This is a genomic window from Prevotella sp. E13-27, from assembly GCF_023217965.1.
In the GTDB taxonomy this organism is placed as follows: domain Bacteria; phylum Bacteroidota; class Bacteroidia; order Bacteroidales; family Bacteroidaceae; genus Prevotella.
In genome coordinates this window covers 419,285-444,618 of the sequence record NZ_JALPSC010000002.1, presented here as the reverse complement: position 1 = coordinate 444,618, position 25,334 = coordinate 419,285, and the positions used below count along the sequence as shown (strand labels likewise).

25 protein-coding genes, 2 tRNA genes and 1 pseudogene are annotated in these 25,334 nt (G+C 46.9%); 7 read left to right on the top strand and 21 right to left on the bottom strand.

Annotated features, from left to right (window positions below; genetic code table 11):
• Positions 1–3 precede the first annotated feature (3 nt).
• Complete coding sequence (locus M1L52_RS10725; RefSeq protein ID WP_248614987.1) at positions 4–1,119, top strand: helix-turn-helix transcriptional regulator; 1,116 nt, start codon at positions 4–6, stop codon at positions 1,117–1,119.
• Positions 1,120–1,396: 277 nt separating this feature from the next.
• Here the strand turns inward: M1L52_RS10725 and M1L52_RS10720 are convergent, their stop codons facing one another.
• From M1L52_RS10720 to M1L52_RS10695, 6 genes are read right to left on the bottom strand one after another with little or no spacing between them, the layout of a single operon-like run.
• On the bottom strand, positions 1,397–2,101 hold the full coding sequence (locus tag M1L52_RS10720) for a Crp/Fnr family transcriptional regulator (RefSeq protein ID WP_248614986.1): 705 nt from the start codon (positions 2,099–2,101) through the stop codon (positions 1,397–1,399).
• On the bottom strand, positions 2,094–3,113 hold the full coding sequence (locus M1L52_RS10715) for an FAD:protein FMN transferase (RefSeq protein WP_248614985.1): 1,020 nt from the start codon (positions 3,111–3,113) through the stop codon (positions 2,094–2,096). Before M1L52_RS10715 ends, M1L52_RS10720 begins: the two co-directional genes overlap by 8 nt.
• On the bottom strand, positions 3,094–3,786 hold the full coding sequence (locus tag M1L52_RS10710; RefSeq protein ID WP_248614984.1) for a DUF6048 family protein: 693 nt from the start codon (positions 3,784–3,786) through the stop codon (positions 3,094–3,096). The genes M1L52_RS10715 and M1L52_RS10710 overlap by 20 nt, the downstream gene beginning before the upstream one ends.
• Complete coding sequence (locus tag M1L52_RS10705) at positions 3,737–4,222, bottom strand: DUF6452 family protein (protein ID WP_248614983.1); 486 nt, start codon at positions 4,220–4,222, stop codon at positions 3,737–3,739. The genes M1L52_RS10710 and M1L52_RS10705 overlap by 50 nt, the downstream gene beginning before the upstream one ends.
• A 21-nt stretch (positions 4,223–4,243) precedes the next feature.
• Positions 4,244–5,197, bottom strand: a complete 954-nt coding sequence (locus M1L52_RS10700; RefSeq protein WP_248614982.1) for a glycosyltransferase family 2 protein — start codon at positions 5,195–5,197, stop codon at positions 4,244–4,246.
• Positions 5,198–5,214: 17 nt separating this feature from the next.
• Positions 5,215–5,769, bottom strand: a complete 555-nt coding sequence (locus tag M1L52_RS10695) for a DUF4199 domain-containing protein (RefSeq protein WP_248614981.1) — start codon at positions 5,767–5,769, stop codon at positions 5,215–5,217.
• 266 nt (positions 5,770–6,035) lie between these two features.
• Here M1L52_RS10695 and M1L52_RS10690 point away from each other — a divergent pair.
• Positions 6,036–6,109: transfer RNA gene (locus M1L52_RS10690), tRNA-Thr, on the top strand.
• Between the two features lie 80 nt (positions 6,110–6,189).
• Here M1L52_RS10690 and M1L52_RS10685 read toward each other — a convergent pair.
• Entirely contained in the window at positions 6,190–7,554 is a 1,365-nt protein-coding gene (locus tag M1L52_RS10685; protein WP_248614980.1) for an ATP-binding protein, read from the bottom strand.
• A 245-nt stretch (positions 7,555–7,799) separates the two neighbouring features.
• Here M1L52_RS10685 and M1L52_RS10680 point away from each other — a divergent pair.
• Positions 7,800–7,873: transfer RNA gene (locus M1L52_RS10680), tRNA-Thr, on the top strand.
• A gap of 78 nt (positions 7,874–7,951) precedes the next feature.
• On the opposite strand, the gene M1L52_RS10675 is transcribed toward M1L52_RS10680, so the two are convergent.
• The 8 genes from M1L52_RS10675 to M1L52_RS10640 all read right to left on the bottom strand — a co-directional run bounded on the left by M1L52_RS10675 (position 7,952) and on the right by M1L52_RS10640 (position 14,738).
• Complete coding sequence (locus M1L52_RS10675) at positions 7,952–8,398, bottom strand: DUF5675 family protein (protein WP_248614979.1); 447 nt, start codon at positions 8,396–8,398, stop codon at positions 7,952–7,954.
• Between the two features lie 21 nt (positions 8,399–8,419).
• Complete coding sequence (locus M1L52_RS10670) at positions 8,420–10,843, bottom strand: YfjI family protein (protein ID WP_248614978.1); 2,424 nt, start codon at positions 10,841–10,843, stop codon at positions 8,420–8,422.
• Positions 10,831–11,277, bottom strand: a complete 447-nt coding sequence (locus M1L52_RS10665) for a hypothetical protein (RefSeq protein ID WP_248614977.1) — start codon at positions 11,275–11,277, stop codon at positions 10,831–10,833. Before M1L52_RS10665 ends, M1L52_RS10670 begins: the two co-directional genes overlap by 13 nt.
• Positions 11,278–11,385: 108 nt before the next feature.
• Positions 11,386–11,613 carry a hypothetical protein gene (locus M1L52_RS10660; protein WP_248614976.1) on the bottom strand — a complete coding sequence of 76 codons (228 nt, stop codon included), beginning with the start codon at positions 11,611–11,613 and terminating at the stop codon, positions 11,386–11,388.
• A gap of 162 nt (positions 11,614–11,775) precedes the next feature.
• On the bottom strand, positions 11,776–12,234 hold the full coding sequence (locus M1L52_RS10655; RefSeq protein ID WP_248614975.1) for a hypothetical protein: 459 nt from the start codon (positions 12,232–12,234) through the stop codon (positions 11,776–11,778).
• A 402-nt stretch (positions 12,235–12,636) separates the two neighbouring features.
• Positions 12,637–13,581, bottom strand: a complete 945-nt coding sequence (locus M1L52_RS10650) for a hypothetical protein (protein ID WP_248614974.1) — start codon at positions 13,579–13,581, stop codon at positions 12,637–12,639.
• Entirely contained in the window at positions 13,581–14,525 is a 945-nt protein-coding gene (locus M1L52_RS10645) for a hypothetical protein (RefSeq protein WP_248614973.1), read from the bottom strand. The genes M1L52_RS10650 and M1L52_RS10645 overlap by 1 nt, the downstream gene beginning before the upstream one ends.
• Before the next feature lie 12 nt (positions 14,526–14,537).
• Positions 14,538–14,738 (bottom strand): hypothetical protein, encoded by a 201-nt coding sequence (locus tag M1L52_RS10640; RefSeq protein ID WP_248614972.1) that lies wholly within the window; start codon positions 14,736–14,738, stop codon positions 14,538–14,540.
• 186 nt (positions 14,739–14,924) lie between these two features.
• On the opposite strand from M1L52_RS10640, the gene M1L52_RS10635 reads away from it, so the two are divergent.
• Positions 14,925–16,085 carry an IS4 family transposase gene (locus M1L52_RS10635; RefSeq protein ID WP_317231464.1) on the top strand — a complete coding sequence of 387 codons (1,161 nt, stop codon included), beginning with the start codon at positions 14,925–14,927 and terminating at the stop codon, positions 16,083–16,085.
• Between the two features lie 3 nt (positions 16,086–16,088).
• Here M1L52_RS10635 and M1L52_RS10630 read toward each other — a convergent pair whose 3' ends face one another.
• Positions 16,089–16,397, bottom strand: coding sequence for a BsaWI family type II restriction enzyme (locus M1L52_RS10630; RefSeq protein ID WP_248614971.1), 309 nt, complete (start codon positions 16,395–16,397; stop codon positions 16,089–16,091).
• A gap of 336 nt (positions 16,398–16,733) precedes the next feature.
• Positions 16,734–17,408: pseudogene (locus tag M1L52_RS10625) on the bottom strand (DNA cytosine methyltransferase); the annotation flags it as partial.
• A gap of 141 nt (positions 17,409–17,549) precedes the next feature.
• Between M1L52_RS10625 and M1L52_RS10620 the strand changes: the two are divergent.
• Positions 17,550–18,710, top strand: a complete 1,161-nt coding sequence (locus tag M1L52_RS10620; protein ID WP_317231464.1) for an IS4 family transposase — start codon at positions 17,550–17,552, stop codon at positions 18,708–18,710.
• 3 nt (positions 18,711–18,713) lie between these two features.
• On the opposite strand, the gene M1L52_RS10615 is transcribed toward M1L52_RS10620, so the two are convergent.
• The 3 genes from M1L52_RS10615 to M1L52_RS10605 are packed head-to-tail and all read right to left on the bottom strand — an operon-like array spanning position 18,714 to position 20,484.
• On the bottom strand, positions 18,714–19,793 hold the full coding sequence (locus M1L52_RS10615) for a DNA cytosine methyltransferase (RefSeq protein ID WP_248614970.1): 1,080 nt from the start codon (positions 19,791–19,793) through the stop codon (positions 18,714–18,716).
• Positions 19,794–19,817: 24 nt separating this feature from the next.
• On the bottom strand, positions 19,818–20,261 hold the full coding sequence (locus M1L52_RS10610) for a hypothetical protein (RefSeq protein WP_248614969.1): 444 nt from the start codon (positions 20,259–20,261) through the stop codon (positions 19,818–19,820).
• Positions 20,245–20,484: a hypothetical protein gene (locus tag M1L52_RS10605; protein ID WP_248614968.1), complete on the bottom strand. Its 240-nt coding sequence runs from the start codon at positions 20,482–20,484 to the stop codon at positions 20,245–20,247. Before M1L52_RS10605 ends, M1L52_RS10610 begins: the two co-directional genes overlap by 17 nt.
• Before the next feature lie 620 nt (positions 20,485–21,104).
• On the opposite strand from M1L52_RS10605, the gene M1L52_RS10600 reads away from it, so the two are divergent.
• Both M1L52_RS10600 and M1L52_RS10595 read left to right on the top strand, forming a co-directional pair.
• Complete coding sequence (locus M1L52_RS10600; protein ID WP_248614967.1) at positions 21,105–21,602, top strand: hypothetical protein; 498 nt, start codon at positions 21,105–21,107, stop codon at positions 21,600–21,602.
• A 326-nt stretch (positions 21,603–21,928) separates the two neighbouring features.
• Positions 21,929–22,021, top strand: a complete 93-nt coding sequence (locus M1L52_RS10595) for a smalltalk protein (protein ID WP_248614951.1) — start codon at positions 21,929–21,931, stop codon at positions 22,019–22,021.
• A 109-nt stretch (positions 22,022–22,130) separates the two neighbouring features.
• On the opposite strand, the gene M1L52_RS10590 is transcribed toward M1L52_RS10595, so the two are convergent.
• Complete coding sequence (locus M1L52_RS10590) at positions 22,131–25,229, bottom strand: hypothetical protein (protein WP_248614966.1); 3,099 nt, start codon at positions 25,227–25,229, stop codon at positions 22,131–22,133.
• Positions 25,230–25,334: the final 105 nt, after the last annotated feature.

Below are 25,334 nucleotides of genomic sequence, written 5' to 3'. Positions count from 1 at the left end.
CTAATGAGGATAGAAGAGATGCAGTTTGGTGGAATGCTTACCATGGCTCTGCTCACGCTGACCTTGGCATTCCTGCTGCCCATACGAACAGCTTTGGGCAATATTTTCAGTCGTGCTCGCTGGCTTATGGCAGGTGCCACAAGTCTGCTTTTCATACAGTTCCTGCTTCAATACACGCTTCATTTCCGCGCCATGGGTGTCACTCAGGGTGTGTTTGTCAACATGCTGTTCTTCGTACCATGCGCCTGGCAGATGGCGTTGGCAGTACTCTATCTGCAGCGAAGCGGAAAGATTCAGCTTCATGAGTGGCTTTCAGGTCTCTTGGGCTATTTAATAATAGTGGCAGTACTGCTTATCGGAGGTTTGCAGGATGGTCACTCAGTGCTCGACGACACGCCCCAGATGCGCACGGCAGAACATATCGCCGCATGCATCTATTCTTTGATGCAGTTCTATTTCTGCTGGTTGAACTTCCGCGAATTCCGTAGGATGCATCGCATGATGGACAACTTCTACGACCACGACAAGAGTGAGCTGTTGCGATGGATGGAGCGTAGCGTCAGCCTGCTGTCGCTGAGTGCCCTTTTTGCACCATTCACCATCTTCGCATCGGGTTTGCCACTGCTTTGCTACTCATTGTTCATCTTCTTGAGCATGTACTATTGCATCTTCAGCTTCATCTGCTATGGTGTGAGCAACGATCCGCAACAGGTCAAGGATGCCGAAGAAATGGAAGAGCAGGAAGTTTCTCAGGAAGACAAAGAGCACACCATGGATAGTGCAGACCGTGAGCGCATGGAACATATTGTTGCAAAATGGATGAGCGAGGGTGGTCACCTGAAAAGCGGCATCACCATACAGACTGCTGCTACTGAAATGAACATCAGTCGCTATCATCTCTCAGCATGGCTCAAGACTACTGAACAGGAGCTGTTCAACCCCTGGCTTACTCATCTGCGCATAGAGGAAGCTAAGCGTCTGTTGAGGGAGCATCCTAACTGGTCCAACGAGAACATTGCCCAGTCATGCGGTTTCAGCAGTCGCAGCTATTTCCAGAATGTGTTCCGCAAAGAGGTGGGCATGACTCCCACACAGTTCATCACAGCTAACCAAAAGTAATTTCTTATTTCTCCAGAAATATGGAGAACAAAAAAACGGGCATCCCCGATTCTCATCGAAGATGCCCCTTACAATCATGTACTAAAAGCAAACAATAACCTAAAAAACAAAATCTAACTATGGAACTATTAACATCGAAACGCCTTTCGCTTTAGTTCACGATGCAAAGATACGATGATAATAACAAGAAAAAAAGAGGAAAACCCTAAAACACGATAGAGTTTTCCCTAATTATGCAGGGGATAATCCCCCACTCCATTATTTTTATTATTGAATCCTACATAAACAGGCGCTCAAGCGAAGGGATGACTATGCGTCCACGATGAAGCTCAAGGAGGCCGTTGCGCTGCATCTCGTTGAGAGCCCCGCTTACATCAAGTCGGCTGTCGTTAACCTCCTGTGCAAGCAGCTTCATCAGTATGCCAAACTCCTTGTGACCTGCAGGATAAAGGCAATGGTCCGCAAAGAATCGCGACAAGCGCTCAACAAGAGTCTTAGGAGCCCTGCGCCACGCCCTGTGTGAGCTCTGCTGCAAGCGCATGGACAAGAGGTTTAGCATGTTCAGTCGGAAGGTAAGGAAGTCATCGAAGAGACGAAGCACCTCGTCCTTTGACAGGATGATGAACTGACAGTCGATGGCTGTTGTCACGCGCGATGTGTAACGAGTGGTGAGTCCAAAGAGCGATTCTGGCTGAGTTATCCATGGGGCACGCAACTGCTCTGTGACGCTGTAGCTGTTGTCATCAGGCTTAGTGACCACAGTGACTGACCCGCTGACAAGGAAGAAAAGCTCTGCACAAGCTGAGCCACTGTCAACGACAGTCTTGCCCGCAGCAATCTTACGGAAGTCGAAGCGCGTGCTTCCTGTCATCTGAAGCATTTCACCTCGACTCATGCCCTGAAACAAGGGAAACTGCAACAGCTTCTCGTAGAACGGAGAGGGACTGGCAGATACTGGCGACGTCGTTGATGGATTACTCATTAATCTTGTCTTTCAGCGATGGCGAGAACCACACGTCATAATTGCCGTCATTGTCAGTATATATGAGATATGCCATCAGCTCTTTGTGACGCTCAAGAATCTCCTTTGTCTTCTCGAAACCAAGAACCATAAAGGCTGTGGCATAGGCATCGGCCACGGCACAGTTATCAGCGAGCACAGTCGATGACAACAGGCTGTGCTGCACAGGATAGCCTGTTCTGGGGTCAATGGTATGCGCATATTTGCGCCCACCCTGGTAATAGAAGTTACGATAGTTGCCACTGGTGGCCATAGCCCTGTCAGTAACATTGAGCACTGTCTGCAGCTCCTGACTGGTCTGGAGAGAGTCTTCTATTGGCTTGGTAACGCCTATGCGCCATGGCAGTCGTTTCGGACTTATGCCCTGAGTGACCACCTCGCCGCCTATCTCCACCATAAAGTTCTTCACGCCATGCTCTCTCAACAGACGCGCCACACAGTCGGAGCCGTAGCCCTTGGCAATGGCGCTGAAATCGAGCATCATGCGCACATCGGGTTTTGTCAGTATGGAATCGTTCTCAACGAGTGTCAGCTTCTTCATGCCTACCATGGCGCGAAGGCTGTCCACCTGACGTCCGTCAGGCATTATCTTGCTCTTGAAGCCGAAGCCCCATGCGTTCACCAGCGGTGCAACGGTGATGTCGAAAGCGCCCTCTGTCTCTTTGTTCACAGCAAAAGCCAGCTTATATACCTCAAGGAACATCTTCGACAGCCGTGGGCGCTCGCCACGATTGAAGCGACTCACTGTGGAAGAGTCGTTAAACATCGAGAACTCAGCATCCACACGCTTCATCTCTGCCTCTATCTCTGCTTTCAGGCTCTTGTCACTCTGATAGCTAATGTTGTAAACGGTACCAAAGATGAAGCCACTGTCTTTCTGATAAGGCATGGAGTGCTGCTGATACGCAATGTATATCGTACCAGCTATCAGAAACAGCAGGAATGCTATATGCTTATATGTCAAACGAAACATAGAATGAATAACCTAATACTGATGAGTCTTGTATGCCATAGCCAGGCACATACCATGTCTTGCCCATTTCGCCATCCTTGTGCGAGAGACGGAACCTGTAGCGCCCACTCCATCCTATATGCAGCGGACCATAGACCTTCGCGTCGAGTCCGAAGAGAATCTCTCCCCAGTGCTGGTTGCACTTCGCCCCGCTTACGTCGTAGGTGGTGTCCCATCCCCATGTGGGGTCAGCAAACGTTGCATGGTGTATGTCCACCTTATAGTTGGTGTAGCCATAGCGCAGACCCACGAACACACGGTTGCCTGTGTGCTTGTTGTTCATAATATTAACATCGGCACCCACACGGAAATAAGGCGCACTGGTCTTATATGATATGCCCGTCACCTCGTCATCCTCATGGTTAGCCCTGCCAAGACCCAGCTCCACAATGGGGAAATACTGGTCATGAAGGTTCAGCCTGAGGGCACCCTCATACTGTCCGTAGGTGCCCAGCTGCATCTGAGCGAAGCCTGCCAGGTCAAACGACACGGCGAAGCCACGGAACAATGGTATGGTGTCCTTTTCCAGCCGCCACACGCTCTGTGCACTAACTCCCACACAGCTGGCAGCCATGAGCAGCAGACTAATTGCGGCTCTTGAAACGGATGCTGAGATGCGAGGTCTTATTGTCATAATCGACAAACGATTTAGTGATTGTTATAGTGTCAATACCCACATGTGTGGAGCGCACCGACTTGATGTCGTGGAAATAGGACATGCCACAATCCACTGACTCAAAGTGCGCCATGTTTGTCTTCTCCACCCACACAGTGTCAGTAGCCACGAGGCGTGTAGTCTTGAATATCAGCGTATCGACACTATTCTGATAACTCATTGGCAACGAGAACTTTGTGGTGTTTTGGCTCGAGTTTAAGAGTATCGTATCTTTTCTATTCTTGCGAGTGGTCAGTATGGTCAGCGTGTCCTTCAGCGTGTCCTCCACGGCATACACACTAAGCACCCTGTTCTGCACAGGACACTCTATCGAAGTGCATGCCACAGCACAGATGACAAGCAGAACAGCCAAGCCCTTTAACTTCATTAACTTCTTTAACTTCTTTAACTTCATTAACTTCTTTAACTCCCTTAATTATATGGTCTGTTCAATCTGGTAATCATTGCGATTAGAAGACGAGCGGCTCACCAAGTCAGCCACGAAGCCAGTAAGGAACATCTGCGTGCCAATAATCATCATCGTCAGCGCGATGTAGAAATAAGGAGAGTCGGTCACCAGTCGCTGAGGAATACCGTTGGCCAGACACCACAGCTTGTCAGCACCAATGATGAATGCCGATATGAAACCAATGAAGAACACCAGCGAGCCCAGGAATCCGAACACATGCATAGGCTTTTTGCCGAAGGTGCTCAGGAACCACAGCGTTATCAGGTCCAGATAGCCATTCACGAAACGGTTCCATCCCATGAACTTCGACTCGCCATACTTGCGTGCCTGATGGTGCACCACCTTCTCGCCTATCTTGTCGAAGCCTGCATTCTTTGCCAGATATGGAATATAGCGGTGCATCTCGCCATAAACCTCAATATTCTTCACCACATCCTTGCGATAAGCCTTCAGACCACAGTTGAAGTCATGCAGGTTCTTAATGCCGCTCACCTTGCGTGCCGTAGCATTGAAAAGCTTTGTGGGCAGCGTCTTCGACAGTGGGTCATAGCGCTTCTGCTTATATCCGCTCACAAGATCGTAGCCATCCTCCTTTATCATGCGGAAGAGCTCAGGTATCTCGTCGGGCGAGTCCTGCAGGTCGGCATCCATGGTTATCACCACGTCGCCCTGTGCCTGCGCAAAGCCACAGTACAGAGCCGGACTCTTACCATAATTACGGCGGAACTTAATGCCGTGAACATGCTCCGACTCGTTCTTCAGCTCCGTTATTATCTGCCATGAACGGTCAGTAGAGCCATCGCTGACGAATATCACCTCATAGCTGAAATGATTCTCATCCATCACCCGCTCTATCCACTTATAGAGTTCACCTATAGACTCCTCCTCATTATAAAGAGGTATGATTACAGAAATATCCATTATATCAATTATTTATTTTATTTTTTATCCACATTATTCACAGCCTCGCTGCGCCTCACCACAGCAGCAATTGGCATTCCTAGCAGGAAACCTATCATCAGGTTCATCGTGAGGAAGTTTATGGCAAGGTCAATGGGACGCGTCTGTGCATACTCCTGCAGCGCCTCGTCCAGCATCTCCTTCATTCCCTCATACTGCGCCATCTGACTCGCCATCTCAGGCGCGTTGACAGCCTTCTGCATCATCGAAACGAAATATCCCTGGTCTATATATGCGAAATAGGCATACTGCACTATGGCGAAGAGCACGCTGGCATAGAAGAACATCAGTGCCACATAGCCCCACCCTCTCAGGAACGATATCGCCCCATCGCGCGCATTGTCACGAAACAGTCTCACCCTCTTTGCCACGAAGAAAGGCACCCATACCAGCAGAAGCATAGCCATCCACCCCATCAGCGCATTCTCCATTCCCAGCAGGTAGCTGGCAAAGCAAAAAGTCCACAACAACGCCAGCCACACGCCGTCAAGACGTGCGAAAGCCTTCAGTTGTATATACTCATCAGCTGTCATCAAATGGTCTTAATATATTAATTTCCGCTGCAAAATTACTCATTTTCTACCATATAAGGCCGCAACAGCTACAAAAATAAGTTAAATTCCACATTTTTCGAACCACTATTTGCGATTTCTGAATTTATTGTTGTACCTTTGCAGCCGCAAAAAAACAAAACCACATGGGCAAGTCCTGTACGGCCAGCTCCCTCGGAATCCTCCAGGACGGGAACGTAGCAAAGGTACTTGGTTGTAGCGGCGCGATACAGACAGCTTGCCCACCCGCCTCTTTAGCTCAGTTGGCCAGAGCACGTGATTTGTAATCTCGGGGTCGTTGGTTCGAATCCGACAAGAGGCTCAAGAAAAAAGGAAGCAGCAAGTGCTTCCTTTTCTTTGTTTTCTAACCTCTAACCTCTCACTTTCCGCTTCTCGAACCACCTAAAAAATATATGCTTCTTCATCAGTCTGAGGTGCATCGGCTTCCATAAACATAACGAAATAGACGGGCATATATGTAATCTTGCCTTCTTGATAGACCTTACGCTCGTTGGAAACAACAGTGGCCGCAAGGACATTGTACTCAGGATTCTTCAGCAGATTGTTGAGGGCACTATGCTCTGTGTAGTCCTTACCCGACTTAACCTCTATCGGGTGGGCGCTCATTGTGGTGTGGTTGTCAACCAGATAGTCAACCTCGCCCTGCTTGCGGTTGTCGTAATAGTAGAGCTTATGACCATGTGCTCGAAGTTCCTGAGCTACCACATTCTCATAGACAGAACCGAGATTGATACTGCGAACATCGTCGAGAATGGGACGGATGTTGTTTCGATAGAGTATGCCAGTAAGGAGGCCCACATCGTTCAGATAGAGCTTCAATAGATTCTTTTGGAGTGACTCACTCAACGGGAAATGAGGATTGGATATGGCGTTGACTGCCAAGGAAATACCTGATGACATCATGTACTCGAACTCTTCCTTGTACTGGTCGAAACGGTCGCCCTTCTTGTCACGAATGTTTTGAGCCACCACACGCTTCTTCTTGTTTTCCATCTGCGAGGGGATCATCTCGTAGATACGGCGTATGAGCAACTTCTTGTTGTGCTCTTTCTCATACTTGGAAGCGTCACTGGCATAAAGGCTACGGATGCCATCCTGCACCTCGCGCACCCTCACAATGTTATGCGTTTCGAGGTAAGTATTGACGGCATCGGGCAATCCACCCACCAGCAGATAGCGACGGAACAGGTCGAGCACATGGTTGTGATGCTCTTCCGAAAGACTCTGGCGGTTATCGTATGCCTTGCGCAGCATGTCAATAGCCTCAGTGCCGAAACCATTGGCAATCAGGAACTCCTCAAAATCGAGTTGGAACATGTCTTTGATGGTGATACTGCCTACAGGGATGGAGGTGGTGTCTTTCAGGGTGATACCCAACAGACTACCACTGGCTATATAACGATAGCGGTTATCCTCGCGCAGGAACTTCAGCATAGTGAGGTACTGAGGGTAGTGCTGAATCTCGTCGAGGAAAACCAGCGTATCATCGCGAATATTAAGTTTGTCACCAGCGACCATACTGAGAGTCAGGTAGAAGTCTTCCTTTTTATGGATGTTCTTGAACAATTGCTCGCCCTCGTCATCCTCCACGAAGTTGATTTCCACGAAGTTCGGGTACAGACGTGTACCCACCTCACGAATACTGAACGACTTACCTATCTGGCGGGCTCCCTCCAGTATCAGAATCTTGTCATTATCGGACTTCAGATAGTCCTCGATGTACGATGTAATCTTTCTGTACAGCATGGCAATTTACACTTTTCAATAACTTTTTGTAGCAAGAAACTACACTTTTCAATAAAATTTAGTGCTGCAAAATTACACTTTTCAATCAAAACAACCAAACAATTCGCAAAATATAAGCCAAAAATTACATTTTCAGCATTATTTTAATCCCCAACAATCACATTTCCTACTTTCATCAGCCCAATTTCCTATTCTGTCATCTGTTAGGCAAAACACTCAACTTTCTCTACAATCCTTGCCCACTCGCCTCTTTAGCTCAGTTGGCCAGAGCACGTGATTTGTAATCTCGGGGTCGTTGGTTCGAATCCGACAAGAGGCTCAAAGAAAAAGGAAGCAAAAAGTGCTTCCTTTTCTTTGTTTTATTACCTCTACACAGAAGTGACTTTGTATAATCTTTTTACTTCACTGTAATCCATACAGCCTCGCCGCGGTCTTTGGCCTCTACGATTTTCTTTTTCAGACGGTGTAGCCAGATGCGCGAATCTACCAGCTGACCCACAATCTTATTCTTGCCAACGAGGATGCAGCCCTCGGTGTCGGCAGAGGCGTTGCCTGCGTGGATGCGTATGCCACTGAAGTTGGGCACTCCCAGCAGAATGGGCAACCACTGCTCAAACTTTGGCGAATAAGAGATGACCACTGCGTAACGCCCTTCGGGTATGGCAGAGCAGCCCTTTATTTTGCGACCGCCGTGCTTGTAGTTGCGCCACGTGGGTTCCAGCGTGTCGCAGAAATACTCCTCCTCTTCGTAGGTTTTGTATTCCTCGCTCACCTCTTTGATGATGGCAAGCCTGCCTATCGTGTAGGTCTTGCGCTTTGCTATTCTAGTTAATACTAATTCCATGATGATTTAAATACCTTAATGTCACGATGTCATTTTGTCATTGTCACTTTTTGTTTTACTCCAGCGCTTCGTGTCCACTTTCACCACCCAGCCGTCGCGGTTCCAACGCGAGATAATCTTGATGATGGAGTTTCGTGGTACGTTGCCAGGCTTCAGCGCTGCCAAATCATCAGCCGTAAACGTAGGCGGCAGTTGGTCGAAGATGCTGTTGTTGGCACCATAGCGCTGACACTCTTGCTGGGCATCCACATACTGATTTTGCAGGCTGGCGCCAAACACCTTGATTTGCTGATTCAGGCAGTAGTCGGCCATCATGGTGGCAAATTCCAAGCAAGCGTTGCTTTCCTTCACGCGACCCGTCAGCAGGTGGAAGATAACCCCACAGCGAAAGCCGATGACAGCGGCACGACGGCGATAGGTATCCTTTACGTGGTCAATGTCTTTCAAAGCCACTACGCGCTGCTCTTCCACCCATTGGTCGATGGCCTTACGGAGACGTGGTGTGTCCACATAGCCGCTGTACGAGCGCAATCTGGTGACGGCCTCCTGAATCTTCGATTCATCGTCCATCGTACGACGTCCATAGCGAGGCATCTTGGCAAACGAGGTGTCGGGCATCTCAGCCAGCAGGATACGGCTGGAAAGACCATTTTCTACGTTGTCTGACTTAAAGCACTTTCTGACAGCCCCACTGGTACCCAGCATCGACCAGTTATACGCCACTTTTACCACTCCCGACTCAGCCTGGTCGCTATTGTAGTCCTGCCCCCATTCAGAGTCTATAGGGTCAAATGCCAGGCGATAGATGTCGTATTTCGACGACCACGAGCCAGCACCATTAGTCTTGCGCAGCGTGTCCAGCTCCTCGCCAAACGAGAAGAGTGTATGACCGTTGGCATTCTTCAGTCGCTTCAACAGCGTAGAACAGCTCACCGTCACTGGCACCACACGAATCAGCACCTTCGGGTCTTCAGGAGCCTTCTCGTTGGCCTTGCGACTCTTCTTGCGCTCCTTCCACTCGTCTTCACGCTTACGAGCCAAGGCATCCTCATCGTCCAACTGACGTTTCCAGATGTTAACGGCATGTTTACAGACCGACTTACCTGATGCCTGTTCGCCGTAGATAATCGACATCATACCCAACTTCTGCATCTCGCCGTCGCAATAGCGCACCTCCACCTGGTCGGCATATGCAGCCGCCAACGGCATCAACGAACACAGCACAGGCATGTGCATTGCCACGGGCACACCCACAAGACTCTCTTTTAATCCTATCGGAAGTTTAGAACGGAGAGTGTAGAGTTTAGAGTTTGCTTCCGCGCTCCCATCATCGGATTCATCAATGGCGGTAGCCGCTCGGCCTTTGGACGCTTGCTCGGCAAGAAATTCTTCATTCTTCATTCTTAACTCTTCACTCTCAACAATCTGATCTATCAGTCGCGAGCCTTTCGTTGGCTCTTTGCAGGCTGAGTGGATAATGCCTCTCATTTCCTGAGCAGACAATCCGTATCGAGGCATCACCTCCAGCAGCCACTCCTCGTTATTGTCGGTGATAGCCCTCAGATTAGCCGCCAACTGATGCAGGCGCTTGTTGCGTTCACCCTCGCTGGGTTCGCCGCCTGTCCTGCGCCAGTACTCGCGGATAATGTCGGTATAGGTCACCCCTTTGAAGTCCTGCGGATACTTCCTTTCATTGACCACAGCATTCTCGGCAGGAGCCAACGGAATAATAGTTGGTGCCACAGGCGAAGGTGTCGGTGTGTCATCGCCTGGGTCAAAATATGAACCATCCTCGGTACGCCCGTCAATGCTCAAACCTCTATCCGTATAAGCCTTCCTACGCATAGCAATCTCTTCTTCAGAAAGCTGCTCATACCACCCGTCAGCACGATAAATCTCATAGTCGGCAGGGGTAATATAGATGAACCTCTCAGGCGTAAAGCATGATGTGTCGGCCACGATAGTCATGCTGTCCGTACTCAGCGCCTTGCAATAGGCACGTTGCGCCTCAGGCACCGTCATACCCATCGGCAGACGAATATCGATGTGCAACTTTCGGCGAGCCGAATAGTCCTTATGTAGCATCATGCCCTGCCACTCACCGCCAATCTGCACGTCCAGCTTCTCAGACATCATGTTGGCGTGCTCCACCAACGCAGGGTCATCAATATCCACACATGTCTGCCAAGTGAAACTCTCAGGATCTATATGTTCGCGGTCGCGATAGTTCTCTTTGAACTTCGTGTAGTGAGGACAGCGGAATGGCAGATAGCCTTTCAGTCGGCGCTGCTCCTCATCGTTGGTGGCATCGCTGATGCGCTTGGCCAGGTTGACGAGACGCTCCTCACGTGTCAAGGCATCGTAGTCAGGTAGCGGGCATTCCATGATGAATGCCCTGTTCTGCTCCTTGTTTCTACGGTGATTGAGTGCTATTAATCTTCCCATAAAGTTTCCTCCTTCCTTGTCTTAAGATATGCCATCACCTCGTCGGCTTCCTCCGCATAGAGCGACTTCATCAGCGCCAGTCCGAGTTTCTTGGGGAACTTGAACGTCACATAGACATACTCCATGTCGAGTCTGCGCTTGTGGTTGTCGGTGCGATAGATTGGGCGCGTCATCTCCACAGCTGCGTGGCGGGTCTCAAACAGCAGTTCACGCTTCGGTCCCGTATTCGTGCGATAGGCCTTGTAGTGGCTTGTACCGTCCTCCTCGATAGCCATGCGGCCTCTTGTCAGGCGTACACCGCCGTTAGTCACCTGTTCGTCCACCCATCCGCAAGGAAAGATGTTGACGTCGCCGTTTACGTGGAACTTTGTCTGAGTGTCCATACTTACTTCGTTAGCAAGAATTTGCTGAAAATGAAGATTCTTCTTTGTCATTGTTGGGTTGAGTGTTGCGAGAAGAAGTGTTTGAGAAAGGCGCCTACATCATCCTTCGGAAAAGAGTGATGCTCAATTGATCCTCTCGACTTCAACCCTGGTTAATAATTAGATGTTTTGAATATCGTTTGCCACTACATCTTGGAATACCGAGCCGTTGAGTTCGTGCGTCTGAAAGCGCAGCGAAGCAATAACGGTCTTACCCACAGCAAACTTACAGAGAGCGAGGTTTCCGAACATCGCACAGATGTATTCGTCCTCGTAGTCACCACCAAGCTCCTTGAGCCTGATCATCGACTTGGCCAGCTGGCCGTTGTCGGATTTCTTACTTGGCACGTAGACCGGTTCGGTCTGGGCCACTACTTTTAATAACTTTGTAGTCATAATAATCGTTGTCAACGCCTTTAGTGGTCGAGTGACGATGCAAAAGTATATATAATGTCAATACTTTGTATTTCATGACTTTGAGATAGTATGTTTCACCTCGCAATCGTATATTTAGGCACTAATTGAAAGTCGTTTCAGTAGATTTTCTGCAATGAACATCTGTCTCGGAAATACGCGGTCGCCTTGCGGTACACGATACTTTTTCCACTCCTGAAAGTTCTTTCTCAAGATGCTGTTTTGAGCCAGCGGCTTCTGAATCGACTGATAAGTACAACAATGACTCATACGTACCTCTTTTAATAATGTGTTCATTTGCTTCGTAAACTTTGCCACGTCGCTGTCCCATCCGCAAAAGTCCACCAATATTCTGTATACAGCAGCCCATTGAGTGCATACTCCGAAGCTGCCGGCAACATCGATGACTGCCTTAGCCACCTCATCGTCGCTCTTATACACCTTCTGACACTTGTAGGTCACGGTCTCAATGGCACTTACCAACTTGTTAGCCAGCAGAGCCTCAGCCATCTTTATTTGTTCTTCGCTGTCACCTTTCTCTAATAAAATCTTCATTTTGTTGAGTTTGTTAGGAAGAAGTTCCAGAATGGTACCTATTTCACTTGCAAGACTTCCTTCGCTCGTTCACTCAACGGGTCGCCTCCTTATGCGACCATTTAAATTGTTATCTTATATATCGAGGGAAATACCTCATGAGGTTTACCGACTCGATTTTTATCATCTGCAATTTACAGCTGCCGCTCAAAAATTTCAAGGGCACGCTTTTATGGACGCGAAATTACTGCCTTCTCCTGATATGGGAAAGCATTTAAGAGGATAGCTAAGATGTTCTAAGGATGTCCTTTTTGGCAATTCTTTGTCAGCATTTTAGCAGCTGAAAATCAAACAATTAGAAAACGCTGACAAAACCTTTTGGTTCTATCAGCGTTAGATGAAAAACAGGTTCAGTAGATAAAATCAGCTTTTAACCTTACTCTTTACAATTCTTTCGACTCTTTCGTGAATCTCTTGTGTACTCAGCTCAGTAGAGTTGCCATATTTATGACCATGATTCGCAATATAATCTCTTCCGCTACTCTTGTTCGTTAATGCTTTGCTGGCCGTACTCACGAAGTTCTTATATTCAAAAGCCTCAATAAAGATACCCAAAACATTGAAAACCATCTTCTCATTCACAGGCCATTCACTACCACGAGGTCTGTTGGTCTGTTTGAGAATCGTTATTAATTCTGAGTTATTACAGATGTCTCGCCATACTGATATCCAGTGCTCCCAATGGCCTGATTTAAGAATTGCTTTTAACCCGCTCGTCAATTGGCTTACCCGATTGACTATTTGCTCAACTTCTTCTTTGGCAATTTCGTCCATATTGACCATCGGGTCATCATTTACCATTGGGTCAGAGGGTGTAATTATTACTTTCTTTCCATCGTAACCAGTATTGCGGGAAAAGAATAAATTCATCAACTGTTGAAAGAAAACATTTTCAGCCAATATATCCATGATAGCCATACACATTGGCTCGTTGTCAAAACTTTCTTCTTCGTGCCCTTTCTCTACGGCGTTCATCAACATGGTCAGTACAACACACATCACCGTAATCGCAGAACGCTGAGCTTCAGCATCTGAGCGCTGGATAACCTTTGAGTCCTTTGCTGTAAGCATCCTGCAATCTTCTATCAATTCATTGAATATTGGTGATATTTCCTGCTCGCGATAACTTAGTTCTTCGCGCAGCCTCACAACCTGCTTCTCTGCTAAGAACCAGATAGTAGCAGCATCCATTTCACCATTTTTACGTTGCAGTAGAGCCAATATAGGTGCCCATTGTCGGTATAAGTCGTTCTGTTTGTAACGATGGTGTAAGCTACGCTGCTCTTCAGTTGTGAGAATCTTTACCATTAGGGTTCTATGCCGGTTTTCAGTTTTTCTTTCACCTCATCAAAAGCTGCACTGCCAAAAAGGTCATTGTTCACCGCATCTTCTGTAACACGCTGAATAGTGGTTGAACTGACTGTGATGGCTCGGAAAGAATCCTTTCCAACAGGAATGGGGTGTTTCTTTGCCACGTTTGAATAAAGGACAACATCACCACCCGCATCCTTCAAGAACCAATCGATGGCCTCCTTCTGATATGGGTCATTCTCATCGAGGCGCACTTCACCGTTAGGACTGGTAAAGTTCATGTCAAGACGGCAGTTGAAACTCTGTTGAGCCTGTGAAAACAAACGGTCATAAACCTTACGAAGACGTTCAAGGTTTGGGTATGGCAACTTGAACAACATCCTGTAAAAACCCTTGGGATAAGAACGCTTATCGTTGGCAACATGCCAGAACGTTTGCGGGTTTTTCAGATGGTTGAGTTTAATCATCAGACTATATCTTGCCAGTAGCTTATTGAACGTATATTCCAGAATACCAGACACCTGTTTTACGTCACGGAAAGCCGCTTTCTTATTCTCTATCAGAATACGCTGGACACCGTCACGATTGTCAATCATTACAATGCAGTTCTGATAGTCATCCACATGCTTTGGTTTCAAGTTCTCGTCAACAATCTGAAGATGCTTGCGGTTGGCTACGCGCATAATGACGATATCATCCGTAGGCGGCATTAGATGGCGATGAATATATTCTTTGGGTCCTTCCCCATTTTTAAAATGGATTATGTCTTCTATCTTCTCCTTCTTAAAGTCCTTCAGCAGAATGTTGCCGAATATCTCCTGTTTTCGTGGGAATGCCTCGCTTGCCGACATCAGCACCGACTCCATCCCTTTCAGTTCTGCCTGACGGAGTTTATTCTGAATGGGTTCAAACTCGAAATTGAATAATGCAAATGATGCCATAATGTTGTTTCCTTATACTTCCGTAGCTATCCATTTGCTATCAAACCACTGGCGGCGTTTCTGCCATTGTTCAGCTGCTTGTAAAGCGTGATTCTTAAATATCTCAAAGTCCATACCGAGCGGATAAATACGCTGGTTGGTTTCTTTGACTGATAATACATACATGCCGTGCCAACCATTTTCACGGAACTCCTCAGAGCCACCGTTAATCATGCTTACGAACTTGGGCAGACGTAGGAAATCACCGTCAAGAACAAATACTACACTCCCACTAGTGTCCGGTTAAATTTTTCCGAACGTTAATTAAATGTTTAAATTTCAATGAGATACAGCGATTTAAAAATTTTCCGATTTGATTTTTTATCTTTGTACTGTCTCATATATAAGATAGCACAGGATATGAATGCCGGAAATACTGTATTCTCGCAACTGATGTCTCTCATCCCTGACTACGAGCTCAGGAAATGTATTGACAGATATAGAGGGGATTTTCATGCAAGACGATTCACTTGCCGTGACCAGTTCCTTGTCATGAGTTATGCTCAGCTGACCAGCAGCGCAAGCCTTCGTAGCATAGAGGCTCAGTTGACTGCTTTCAACTCCAAGTTGTATCATGCCGGTCTGAAGGTGATGCCCAAGTCCACTCTCGCCGACATGAACGAGAAGAAGGACTGGCGTATCTATCAGGACTACGCAATGGTACTTGTCGAGAGGGCTAAAGTCCTGTATAAAGATGAATACTATCGGTTGGGAATTGACAATATGGTGTATGCCTTTGACAGCAGTACCATCAACCTGTGTCTGCATCTCTGTCCATGGGCGAAGTTCCATCATGACAAAGGTGCTTTCAAGATGCACACTTTGATTGATGTAAAGAACAACATACCCAACTTCATCATGCTTACTCCTGGCAATGTGCATGATACTCAGGCTATGGACAGCTTGCCTGTAGAAGCAGGGGCTTACTATCTGATGGATAAAGGCTATGTGGACTTTGACCGTCTGTTCCGTCTCTTCCAACAGCAGAAGGCTTACTTTGTAACCAGAGCAAAGGACAACATGAAATATTCCGTATTCGAGGCAAGAGAGGTTGACAGGCAGACTGGCGTCATCTCTGACGAGTCCATCAGTCTTACTGGTCTCTTTACAGCCAAGAAGTACCCTGATTTGTTGCGTCTGGTCGTCTATGAGGACTTTGCGCAGAACGTAGTGTATCGATTCCTGACGAATGACTTCACCCTTGAAGCAATTACCATTGCGGAACTGTACCGAGAGCGCTGGACTATCGAAACGTTCTTCAAATGGATCAAGCAGCACCTGCACATCAAGACGTTCTATGGGACGTCCCAAAACGCAGTCTTCACACAGATATGGATTGCCATCTGTGACTACCTGCTGCTTATTATTGCTCTGAAGATGTATCATATCGAACAAAATCTTTACATATTCTCTAATGTCATCGGCCAAGTTCTCTTTGAGAGGACTCCGCTGAATGAACTTTTTGACAAACCAATTATTAATCAAAATCCGGAAGATGACCGCCAACTTTCGCTTTGGTGAAATTTAACCGGACAGTAGTGCTACACTCCAAAAGAATGACTGCATGGCATGAATAGAAGGCTCACGGTCGCGTGTTACACGGTCACGGATACTTGTCTTAGCCTGTACACAGCCGAAACAGTACTTTTTATCCTCTATTGTGAGTATGCCATACAAATCAAAGATGTTGGCTTTTATCTGCTCCTTAAGCCAACTGATATCACGCGGCTCATTAGCCAGCTCGTTAGCTTTAATGAGCGTGTTCAAGTCACGCTGCAAGATGATTTCAACCCCAGTGCCATACAAAGCAAGCGATGCAAGTTCCTTGACCATTTCCTCGAAAGCATGGCCGCTTGATTTCTTCCAGCTCTGATCTGCACTAATGACTTTACTGATTGTTTCAAGATCAGATATGCCAGATTTACGGAACAAGTGCGCTCGGTAAATAGCACTCCACAATTCTGCAACGGGTTCGTCTGGATATTTACGCAAAGCTTTGGTGATTGAAATGCGAATAGCCGATTTTTGAGCTTCGCGATCAAACTCTTCAGATAGCTTTTCGGATATTGAACCATTTTTATGGTTCGCCTTCAACTCGTCAAAACATCGTGAGTATTCGTTCTGATATGTAGTCAGACAATAATTGTAATACTTATTCTCCATACTTGTTTAATCATTTGTTTCAAAAAGTTCCTTTATTTTTCTCCCCCAAGCATAGGCCAGCAATGGGGGGACAGCATCGCCGATTTGCTCATACTTGTCCTGCACAGTTCTATCAATGTGAGGAACGATATATGGCCCACCTGCGAAATTATAAGAGTCGGGGAAAGATTGCAGTCGAGCACATTCACGAACCGTCAAAGCACGATCGTAGTCTGGATGCACAAATTCGTCCAGGCAATGACTGGTGACTGTAGGAGATGGTTCATTTGGTATTAAGCGATAGTTACGCTTGATAAACATTTTCTTAGGCAAGATGCGTTCTTTCTGTAATCGTTCACGCTCTTCGCCCTTATAGCGGTCGAACAAGTTTTTCAGGCTCTCTCCCTGATTGAGTAAAGCAAAACGTTGCAAGGTGCATGCACGATGTTTCATTGGCATGTGGTTCAATATGTCCTGCGATGTCATAGTCTCTCTATCCCAGAAAGCATCATCACGCATCAACTGCTCATAATCAGAATGCTCGTCTGTGTATTTTTTACCTTCTTGGTTGCTATTGGCGATTACATTGGGTAACCCGGCTAAAGCGTCTTTTACTGTTACAACAGAACCTAATGTTGGAGTTGGTGGCTGAAGCCTCCATTCTGGGAAACGACAGGCAAGGATAAAAAAGCGATTTCTTTTCTGTGGAACTCCACTAGTGTCCGGTTAAATTTTTCCGAACGTTAATTAAATGTTTAAATTTCAATGAGATACAGCGATTTAAAAATTTTCCGATTTGATTTTTTATCTTTGTACTGTCTCATATATAAGATAGCACAGGATATGAATGCCGGAAATACTGTATTCTCGCAACTGATGTCTCTCATCCCTGACTACGAGCTCAGGAAATGTATTGACAGATATAGAGGGGATTTTCATGCAAGACGATTCACTTGCCGTGACCAGTTCCTTGTCATGAGTTATGCTCAGCTGACCAGCAGCGCAAGCCTTCGTAGCATAGAGGCTCAGTTGACTGCTTTCAACTCCAAGTTGTATCATGCCGGTCTGAAGGTGATGCCCAAGTCCACTCTCGCCGACATGAACGAGAAGAAGGACTGGCGTATCTATCAGGACTACGCAATGGTACTTGTCGAGAGGGCTAAAGTCCTGTATAAAGATGAATACTATCGGTTGGGAATTGACAATATGGTGTATGCCTTTGACAGCAGTACCATCAACCTGTGTCTGCATCTCTGTCCATGGGCGAAGTTCCATCATGACAAAGGTGCTTTCAAGATGCACACTTTGATTGATGTAAAGAACAACATACCCAACTTCATCATGCTTACTCCTGGCAATGTGCATGATACTCAGGCTATGGACAGCTTGCCTGTAGAAGCAGGGGCTTACTATCTGATGGATAAAGGCTATGTGGACTTTGACCGTCTGTTCCGTCTCTTCCAACAGCAGAAGGCTTACTTTGTAACCAGAGCAAAGGACAACATGAAATATTCCGTATTCGAGGCAAGAGAGGTTGACAGGCAGACTGGCGTCATCTCTGACGAGTCCATCAGTCTTACTGGTCTCTTTACAGCCAAGAAGTACCCTGATTTGTTGCGTCTGGTCGTCTATGAGGACTTTGCGCAGAACGTAGTGTATCGATTCCTGACGAATGACTTCACCCTTGAAGCAATTACCATTGCGGAACTGTACCGAGAGCGCTGGACTATCGAAACGTTCTTCAAATGGATCAAGCAGCACCTGCACATCAAGACGTTCTATGGGACGTCCCAAAACGCAGTCTTCACACAGATATGGATTGCCATCTGTGACTACCTGCTGCTTATTATTGCTCTGAAGATGTATCATATCGAACAAAATCTTTACATATTCTCTAATGTCATCGGCCAAGTTCTCTTTGAGAGGACTCCGCTGAATGAACTTTTTGACAAACCAATTATTAATCAAAATCCGGAAGATGACCGCCAACTTTCGCTTTGGTGAAATTTAACCGGACAGTAGTGGTGGAACTCCGTATTTTGTGGAATCCAAAACCACTTCAATATAATTGCCATATCCAGCTTCCCTTAATTCTCTTTTCAAAATGTCAACAATCAATTCTCCTGATTGTTTTGCTTCTCGTTTTGAGGTAATAGCAGGAACATTTTCGAAAAGAATCATTTTAGCGTTGGCGATTTGTGCAACCCTAATACCTTCACGGTACAAAAACTGTCGATCGTCATAGAAGGAACGTGAAGTGTTGCCTGCCGTTGAGAAGGTTTCACACGGCATGCCCGATGTAACCAAATCCACACCATTAGCAGGAATAAACGGTAGAATTTGTTTTTCTGTTACTTCTCGTATATCAGAATGGATAACATGCACTTCGGGGTGATTGGCAGAGTAAGTTTCGCAACAGCTCTTTATATATTCAATAGCGACTAACGTCTGCAAACCTGCAGCATGCAATCCTGTACAAATACCCCCAGGTCCGGCAAAACAGTCAATATGTGTTAATTTGCCTTCCTGAAGCCTCACATCACCCTCGTTAAACACAATAGGGTCATTAGTTTCTGCGTCTTGATGGTTGTTGGCCGCATTCAGAGCTGCCAGAGTTGTATCTGTAAAGGTTTCCCAGATATTTAGGCGGTGCGGTTGATATTGGTTATACAGACGTTTTACAAACTGTAATTCAAAAACTATTCGCAAATCGCTTGGGTCGTTCTCGGGCTCGCCCTCTTTTCGAGTCCCAATACGAGCAATTTTAATCAAATACAAATCGCGAATACCTGTAAATCCAAGACCGCATTTCTCACCAAAATACGGCATGAAATAATATAGCTTGTTAAGAGCTATTGTCGATGGAAACTTCTTGCCTGTATAGTAAATCTTGGCTGTACCATTTAGAAAATGTCTGGTATTGTCCTTTTTGACGTTGCAAATAAGTACGTTCTTAGAAACATCCAAGTCTTCCAAATCAATTTCTTGACTCAGATTCTGGACTATCTCCTTAGGATATTCCTGTTGCAGTTGGAATAGGTCCAATTGTTGAGGTTGTTGCTTTATATTCTTTCTTGCAATTGACATCTTGGCTACAAAATTACATCTTTTCTACGAACAACAATAATAATCCTTGCAATATTCTGCAAAATTCTCTGGTGTATCCTTTGTTAGCCATTCATATTGGCTTTCACTTTCAAGAGCCTCAATGTAACAATCGCATACATCGGAGATTTCTTTTCTTTCAATACCAAGAGTGTTCTCGTAATCCCCAAAGAAGAAACTGCCAGGATGTATTTGCTTTTTCAGTTTTATCAATTCCTTTTCTGTTAATTCTGTGACGTGCCTTAGTGGAACGAGTTTTGTTATGGATACCGTTTCTACACTCTGATCTTCATAAACTATACCAGCATAAAAGAGATTAGGGGTTTCGTCCAACTCTTCTTTTGTAGGTATTTCTTCAAAAGTACAGTCAAGCACCTCATCTACCATAACCTTCACCCCATTATAGCAGACATCATTCCCTTGTTTTATAAAATCACTGTATTTTGTCATACTCATGAATACTCTTTTTACGTGGCTGAATTAAATTCTTGTGTTCTCCTGTAATTAACTCAGGCGTTATATGCTGGAAGAATGTATAGGCATCGCCCATCGAGGCATAGTCATCCGTTGCCCAGATGATGTTCTCACCTGTGGTGCGGTCAAGAAGCAGCATGTCAAGTATGCCGTTTCCCAACCCGAGCAGATAATCCTCTTTTATATCAATGGCGTGCATATGCTCAATTCTTTAGTTTGCAAAGATACGAAGATTTCTTGAGAATAAAATGATTTAATTCAGAAAATACACATTAATTAATAAAATCACTGAATTAGCCATTCGCCATAGTCTTTGCACAACCATTCAACTTTTTCTAGGGGAGTACAAATACAATTGAATGACATGATGACAAGATGACATCGTGACATTAAGGATATTCAATATGTAGTAGGGTTAAGAGTGATAAATTGAAAGAAAGAATATATAGTAATAATATATAATATAAATATTATATATTATTACTAACCATAGTTTTGCGTATCATGATATTCCTTAATGTCACGTTGTCACGATGTCATTGTCACTATTCGCGAGCTACGTCTCCCTTTAACAGATTTTTACAGGTTACGCTATACCGAAATTAGGTGCCCCAAGAAAAATGTCGTACCTTTGTACTGTGTTTAGGATGCATCACAATGACACACAAGAGCGTTTAGAAAGAACGCACGCGGCGAACAGGAAAAACACCGCCAGCAATCAGGAAGAACGCTCACGAGAGAACTCAAACTACTTAAACAACTTAAACCTTTAAACCTTTAAACCATTAAACAACTTAAACTTTTAAACTATTAAAAACTATGGGAACAATTACAATTAAGAAGTATCAGAACACAAACGAGAAGCTGACAAAGTGTTACGGCAAGTGGTATGGCAAGGTGCTCCACCGCGGCATAATGGGCACCGATGAGCTGGCAAACCACATCATGAAGCACGGCTCTGTGTACACCGACGACGTGGTGCTGGGCGTGACCCGCAAGCTGATGCACTGCATAGCAGAGCAGCTGGCAGAGGGCTACAAGGTGAAGCTCGACGGCATAGGCACGCTCTACCTCGGCGCCAGCTCCACAGGCGCGGACAGCTCCGAAGACTTCGACATCTCGAAGAACATCACCCGCATTGGCGTGAAGTTCCTCGCCGACCAGAGCAAGAACAGCATCTACACCGCAAGGGTGATGCGACAGAGCAACACGCTCACCACGAAGATCGGTCTCGAGGGCGGATATCTGGTCGACGGAAGCGCAAGTGGCAACAGCAATGAGACACCGAACCCAGGGGCAGTGGAGGAAGAGCCTTAAAACCTAAAAACCACCCCCTTCCATTCTTGGACGAGCCAAGCGTCGCAAGCGCCGAGCGCCCGAGGGGAGGGGGATGAGTTAGAAAGAGCGTTAGAAAACAATGGTTCATTCACCACAGATTTCACAGATTTTAGCTGCGCACTATGATGGGATTTGATTTCGATTACAGCAACTAAAGTTGTGATTAGCTGCGCAAGCAATCTGTGAAATCAAAAATAATCGCGGCTTAGCCGCTGTAATAGACAACAAAATCAGTGTAATCTGAAATCTGTGGTCGAAAAAAACTACAGAAACTAAAAATTTTTAATCTAATAATCTTGAAAGCTATGAAGAACGAAACGTGGAAATTTGTGTTGCAGACAATTGCGGCGATACTTACCGCGATAGCAACAAGTCTCGGAGTGCAGAGCTGCATGTAAGACCCACCCCTTCCCCTCTCGAGGGAAGGGGGATGAGTTAGAAGAGCATTAGAAAAATTATCTGAAGTCTAAAGTCTGTAGTCTATAGTCTAAAGTCTGTAGTCTTTAGTCAAAGAGCCTGGAGTCTGGACTGCATGTCGGCAGCCTCCTCTTCGTCGCCAAGGGCCTTGGCCACATGGAGGCGGGCATCGTAGTAGTGGAAGAGGATGTCGCGAAGCTTCACGGAGTCGGGAGCGAGACGCTGAGCACGCTTGAGGATGTCCTCACAGTCGAGGAGCATGTCGCGCGCCATTGCTGCCTTGCCACACTTCATGGTGAGCACACGGGCCCAGCGCACACGATTGATGACCAAAGAGCGCATGAGGTTCTCGTTGCGAGGGTCACGGTCGAGCATGTCCTGGAAGTCGTAGGCTATCTCTTCAAACAAGGCAAGGGCACGCTCAGTGTCGCCCTGAAGGTCGCACACATCGGCAATGTCGTCTTTCATGATGCAAAGCATGCGGCGATCGGGCTCCACATCAGGATGGGCAGCCAACAGGTCAAAGGCTTGTTCGGCTGCCTTTATCTCGTCTTCATAGAGCTTTGACGCCCTGAGTGTCTGCATGTAGTTATAGGTGCAGGCAAGAAGGTCTTTGGCGCTCTCGCGTGTGGGCTCACCATTGAACAGGTCTTCGAAGACCATCCTTGCTGCCTTGATGCCCACCTGCGCATGGTCTGGGCGCTGGAAGAAGCGATAGGCCATGCGTCCTGACTCGTCGAGAGCCACAGCATATCGACGCACCACCTCTCTATGACAGCCTCCATAACGCAGGTAACAGAAATAGGCCATGAACTCATGCTGCTTGCGATATGAGAACGCTGTCTCCACGTCCCCACCCTGCTCATAGTAGTTAGACAGCACACCGTAGGCCAGCGAGAAGCCTGTGATGGAGATGGCGCTGTTGCAGTCGCAGCGCTTCATATCGATGATGGCTTTCTGCAGGTCATCGACAAGTTTCTTCGCAATGTCGAACTCACCACGATAGAGGATATTGTCCATCACATGGTCAGCCACGCTACAGAGGTTGTAGAAACAGAGCTGGAGCAGCTGACTGCACTCCACCTCATGGTGGCGATAGATTCTCAGCACGGAGTAGAACGTCTGGCGCGCCTCTTCAGCACGCAGATGCAATTTGTCAGTGGTAAGCTTGCGACGCACGATGTTCCACAGCAGCAGATAGGCATTGGCAGAGAGGGCTGTCTTCTCGTCGGGCATCTGCTTCAACAGGGGCTGGAGCTCGTCGTAATAGCCTATGACGGTTTCAGCATCGCCCTGCTGTAACGCCAAGATGCAGCGCATGGTGTTGGCACGTATCTCAGAGTCAAGAGTGGTTTCCTCTGACTCTTTCCTCATGGCAAACGCGTCGAGCGCCTCCTGTGCCAGCTCTGGAGCACGACGACTATAGAGCATCACCTCGGCATAGTCAACGAGCTCATTGACATTATAGCGCGTGAGGTCTTCGCCTTGAAGCTGGACATCCTCGCCACTGCTGCGCTGCATGGCTATGCCCACCATCTGGGCTATGGCGAGATAGCGCTGGTTCTCCTCATCATGGTCGATAAGCGTGGCAGCATTGTCGCCCGCCATCTCAAGGATAATGCTGCTGAGATAGTCGTCAGAGGCATAGCCCATGAAGCCTGCCCACTTGAGCAGTTCAATGGTATGCTCAGACTTCTCAGACAGCCACGAGTCCTGATTATAGACGAAGCGGCGTGCCTCAGTAATATCGTTGGCAAAGTCCTTATCGAACAGCCCCACATAAGCTGCTGCCAGCTTACGATTGCCACCATAGGCAAGGGTCATAGCGACATCGAGGAGCAGCGTCATGGTGTTGCGCTGGTTCACCTTGTGGGCCTCGCCAAGCCACTGTGAGAACATTTTCGGATTGACGACAGACATGTCAACGGAAGCCCTCACGAGGTAGCTCCAGATGGGTGCCCACACGGAGTTGAGCGCTCCTTTAAGGATTTTCTCGTCAGGCATCTTCATGGCGAGCGACGCCATCTCACGGCATGCATATTCATCGGCAGCATCTTTCTGAAGCGTCTCGGCAAGATGATAGAAGAATGTGGAATAGTATTCGCCCATCTTGTCGTTATCATCGCGCTCAACACGGCGCATGGCATCGCGGAAGCTCCAGTAAGAGAAGTCGATGACGCCCGTGGTCTCGTCTATGGTGAGGAGTTCGCCCAACCACTCTATGCACTCGTCGAACACTTGCTGGTTCCACGCGTTGCCTGCCATGTGCTGCAGATCCTGCTGGCGCACACCATGTTCTGAGGCAGCCATAATCTTAAGCATGGTCCAGAAGAAGCCTGAATGGAGTTCACACACTCCGCTCTCGATAATCATTCCGAAGGCCTGCTCTGGATAGAACACACTTTGTGTAATCTCGTCAGCCAAAGCCTGCTGATTATCGTCAGCGCTTAGGTTAGTGAGGCGACGGACTACAAGCGCATCCCACAGAGGCGAACAACAACTCTTATAGTCATTGCGCTCGACAGCAAGGAGCTGGTCGATGACGCTGTCAGGAAGTGACGCATCAGCATTGTCGAGCAGATTTTCCATTATCTCGCGAGCCTCATCATCAGTAACGCCAGGCAGCTGAACAACATCGGCAACGCTCCATCCGTCGAAGAGGTTCATCAGCTCGCGCTCACATGTAGCCACAACCATCACGCCTTGATGCCAGAGGCTGCTGCCAATAATCTTATAGACATCGGTCATGAGATGGAGGTCATCGATAAACAGTATGGGTTGTTTGTTCATGGCAGCAACAGTAGTCTTCAGCTCGCCAATGAGCTCTTCGAAGTCAACCTTTTCATCAAAGGCGTAGTACTTGCCACCATCTATGCGAGGATCGGCAAGCCATTTCTTCACCATCAGCTCAGGAGTGTCACCACAGCGAGTGAAATGGATGAAAGGAACGAAGCTATCTTCATCGGGGGCGTCAAACATGGAATAGCAGTCGCACAGGAAAGCTGTCTTTCCGAAGCCTGCATGAGCATAAACAAGCTGGGGACACTGGTGCTCGTCAACACGCTGGAACAGCTCCTGTTCAAAGTCAACACGGCCCACGAACTTTTGCTTCTCAGCTTCTATCTTCGCCTCATCGGCAACGTGCATGAGTGCATACTCATTAGTCTTATCTATCAATGCATCAACCATAATCGTAATAGGGTTTTAGTTATTATTATTCATTTCCTCGACAAAAATACTAAAAAAAACGTTTTCTACCAAAAGTATTAGCAAATAAAGATGAAGAAAAACGCC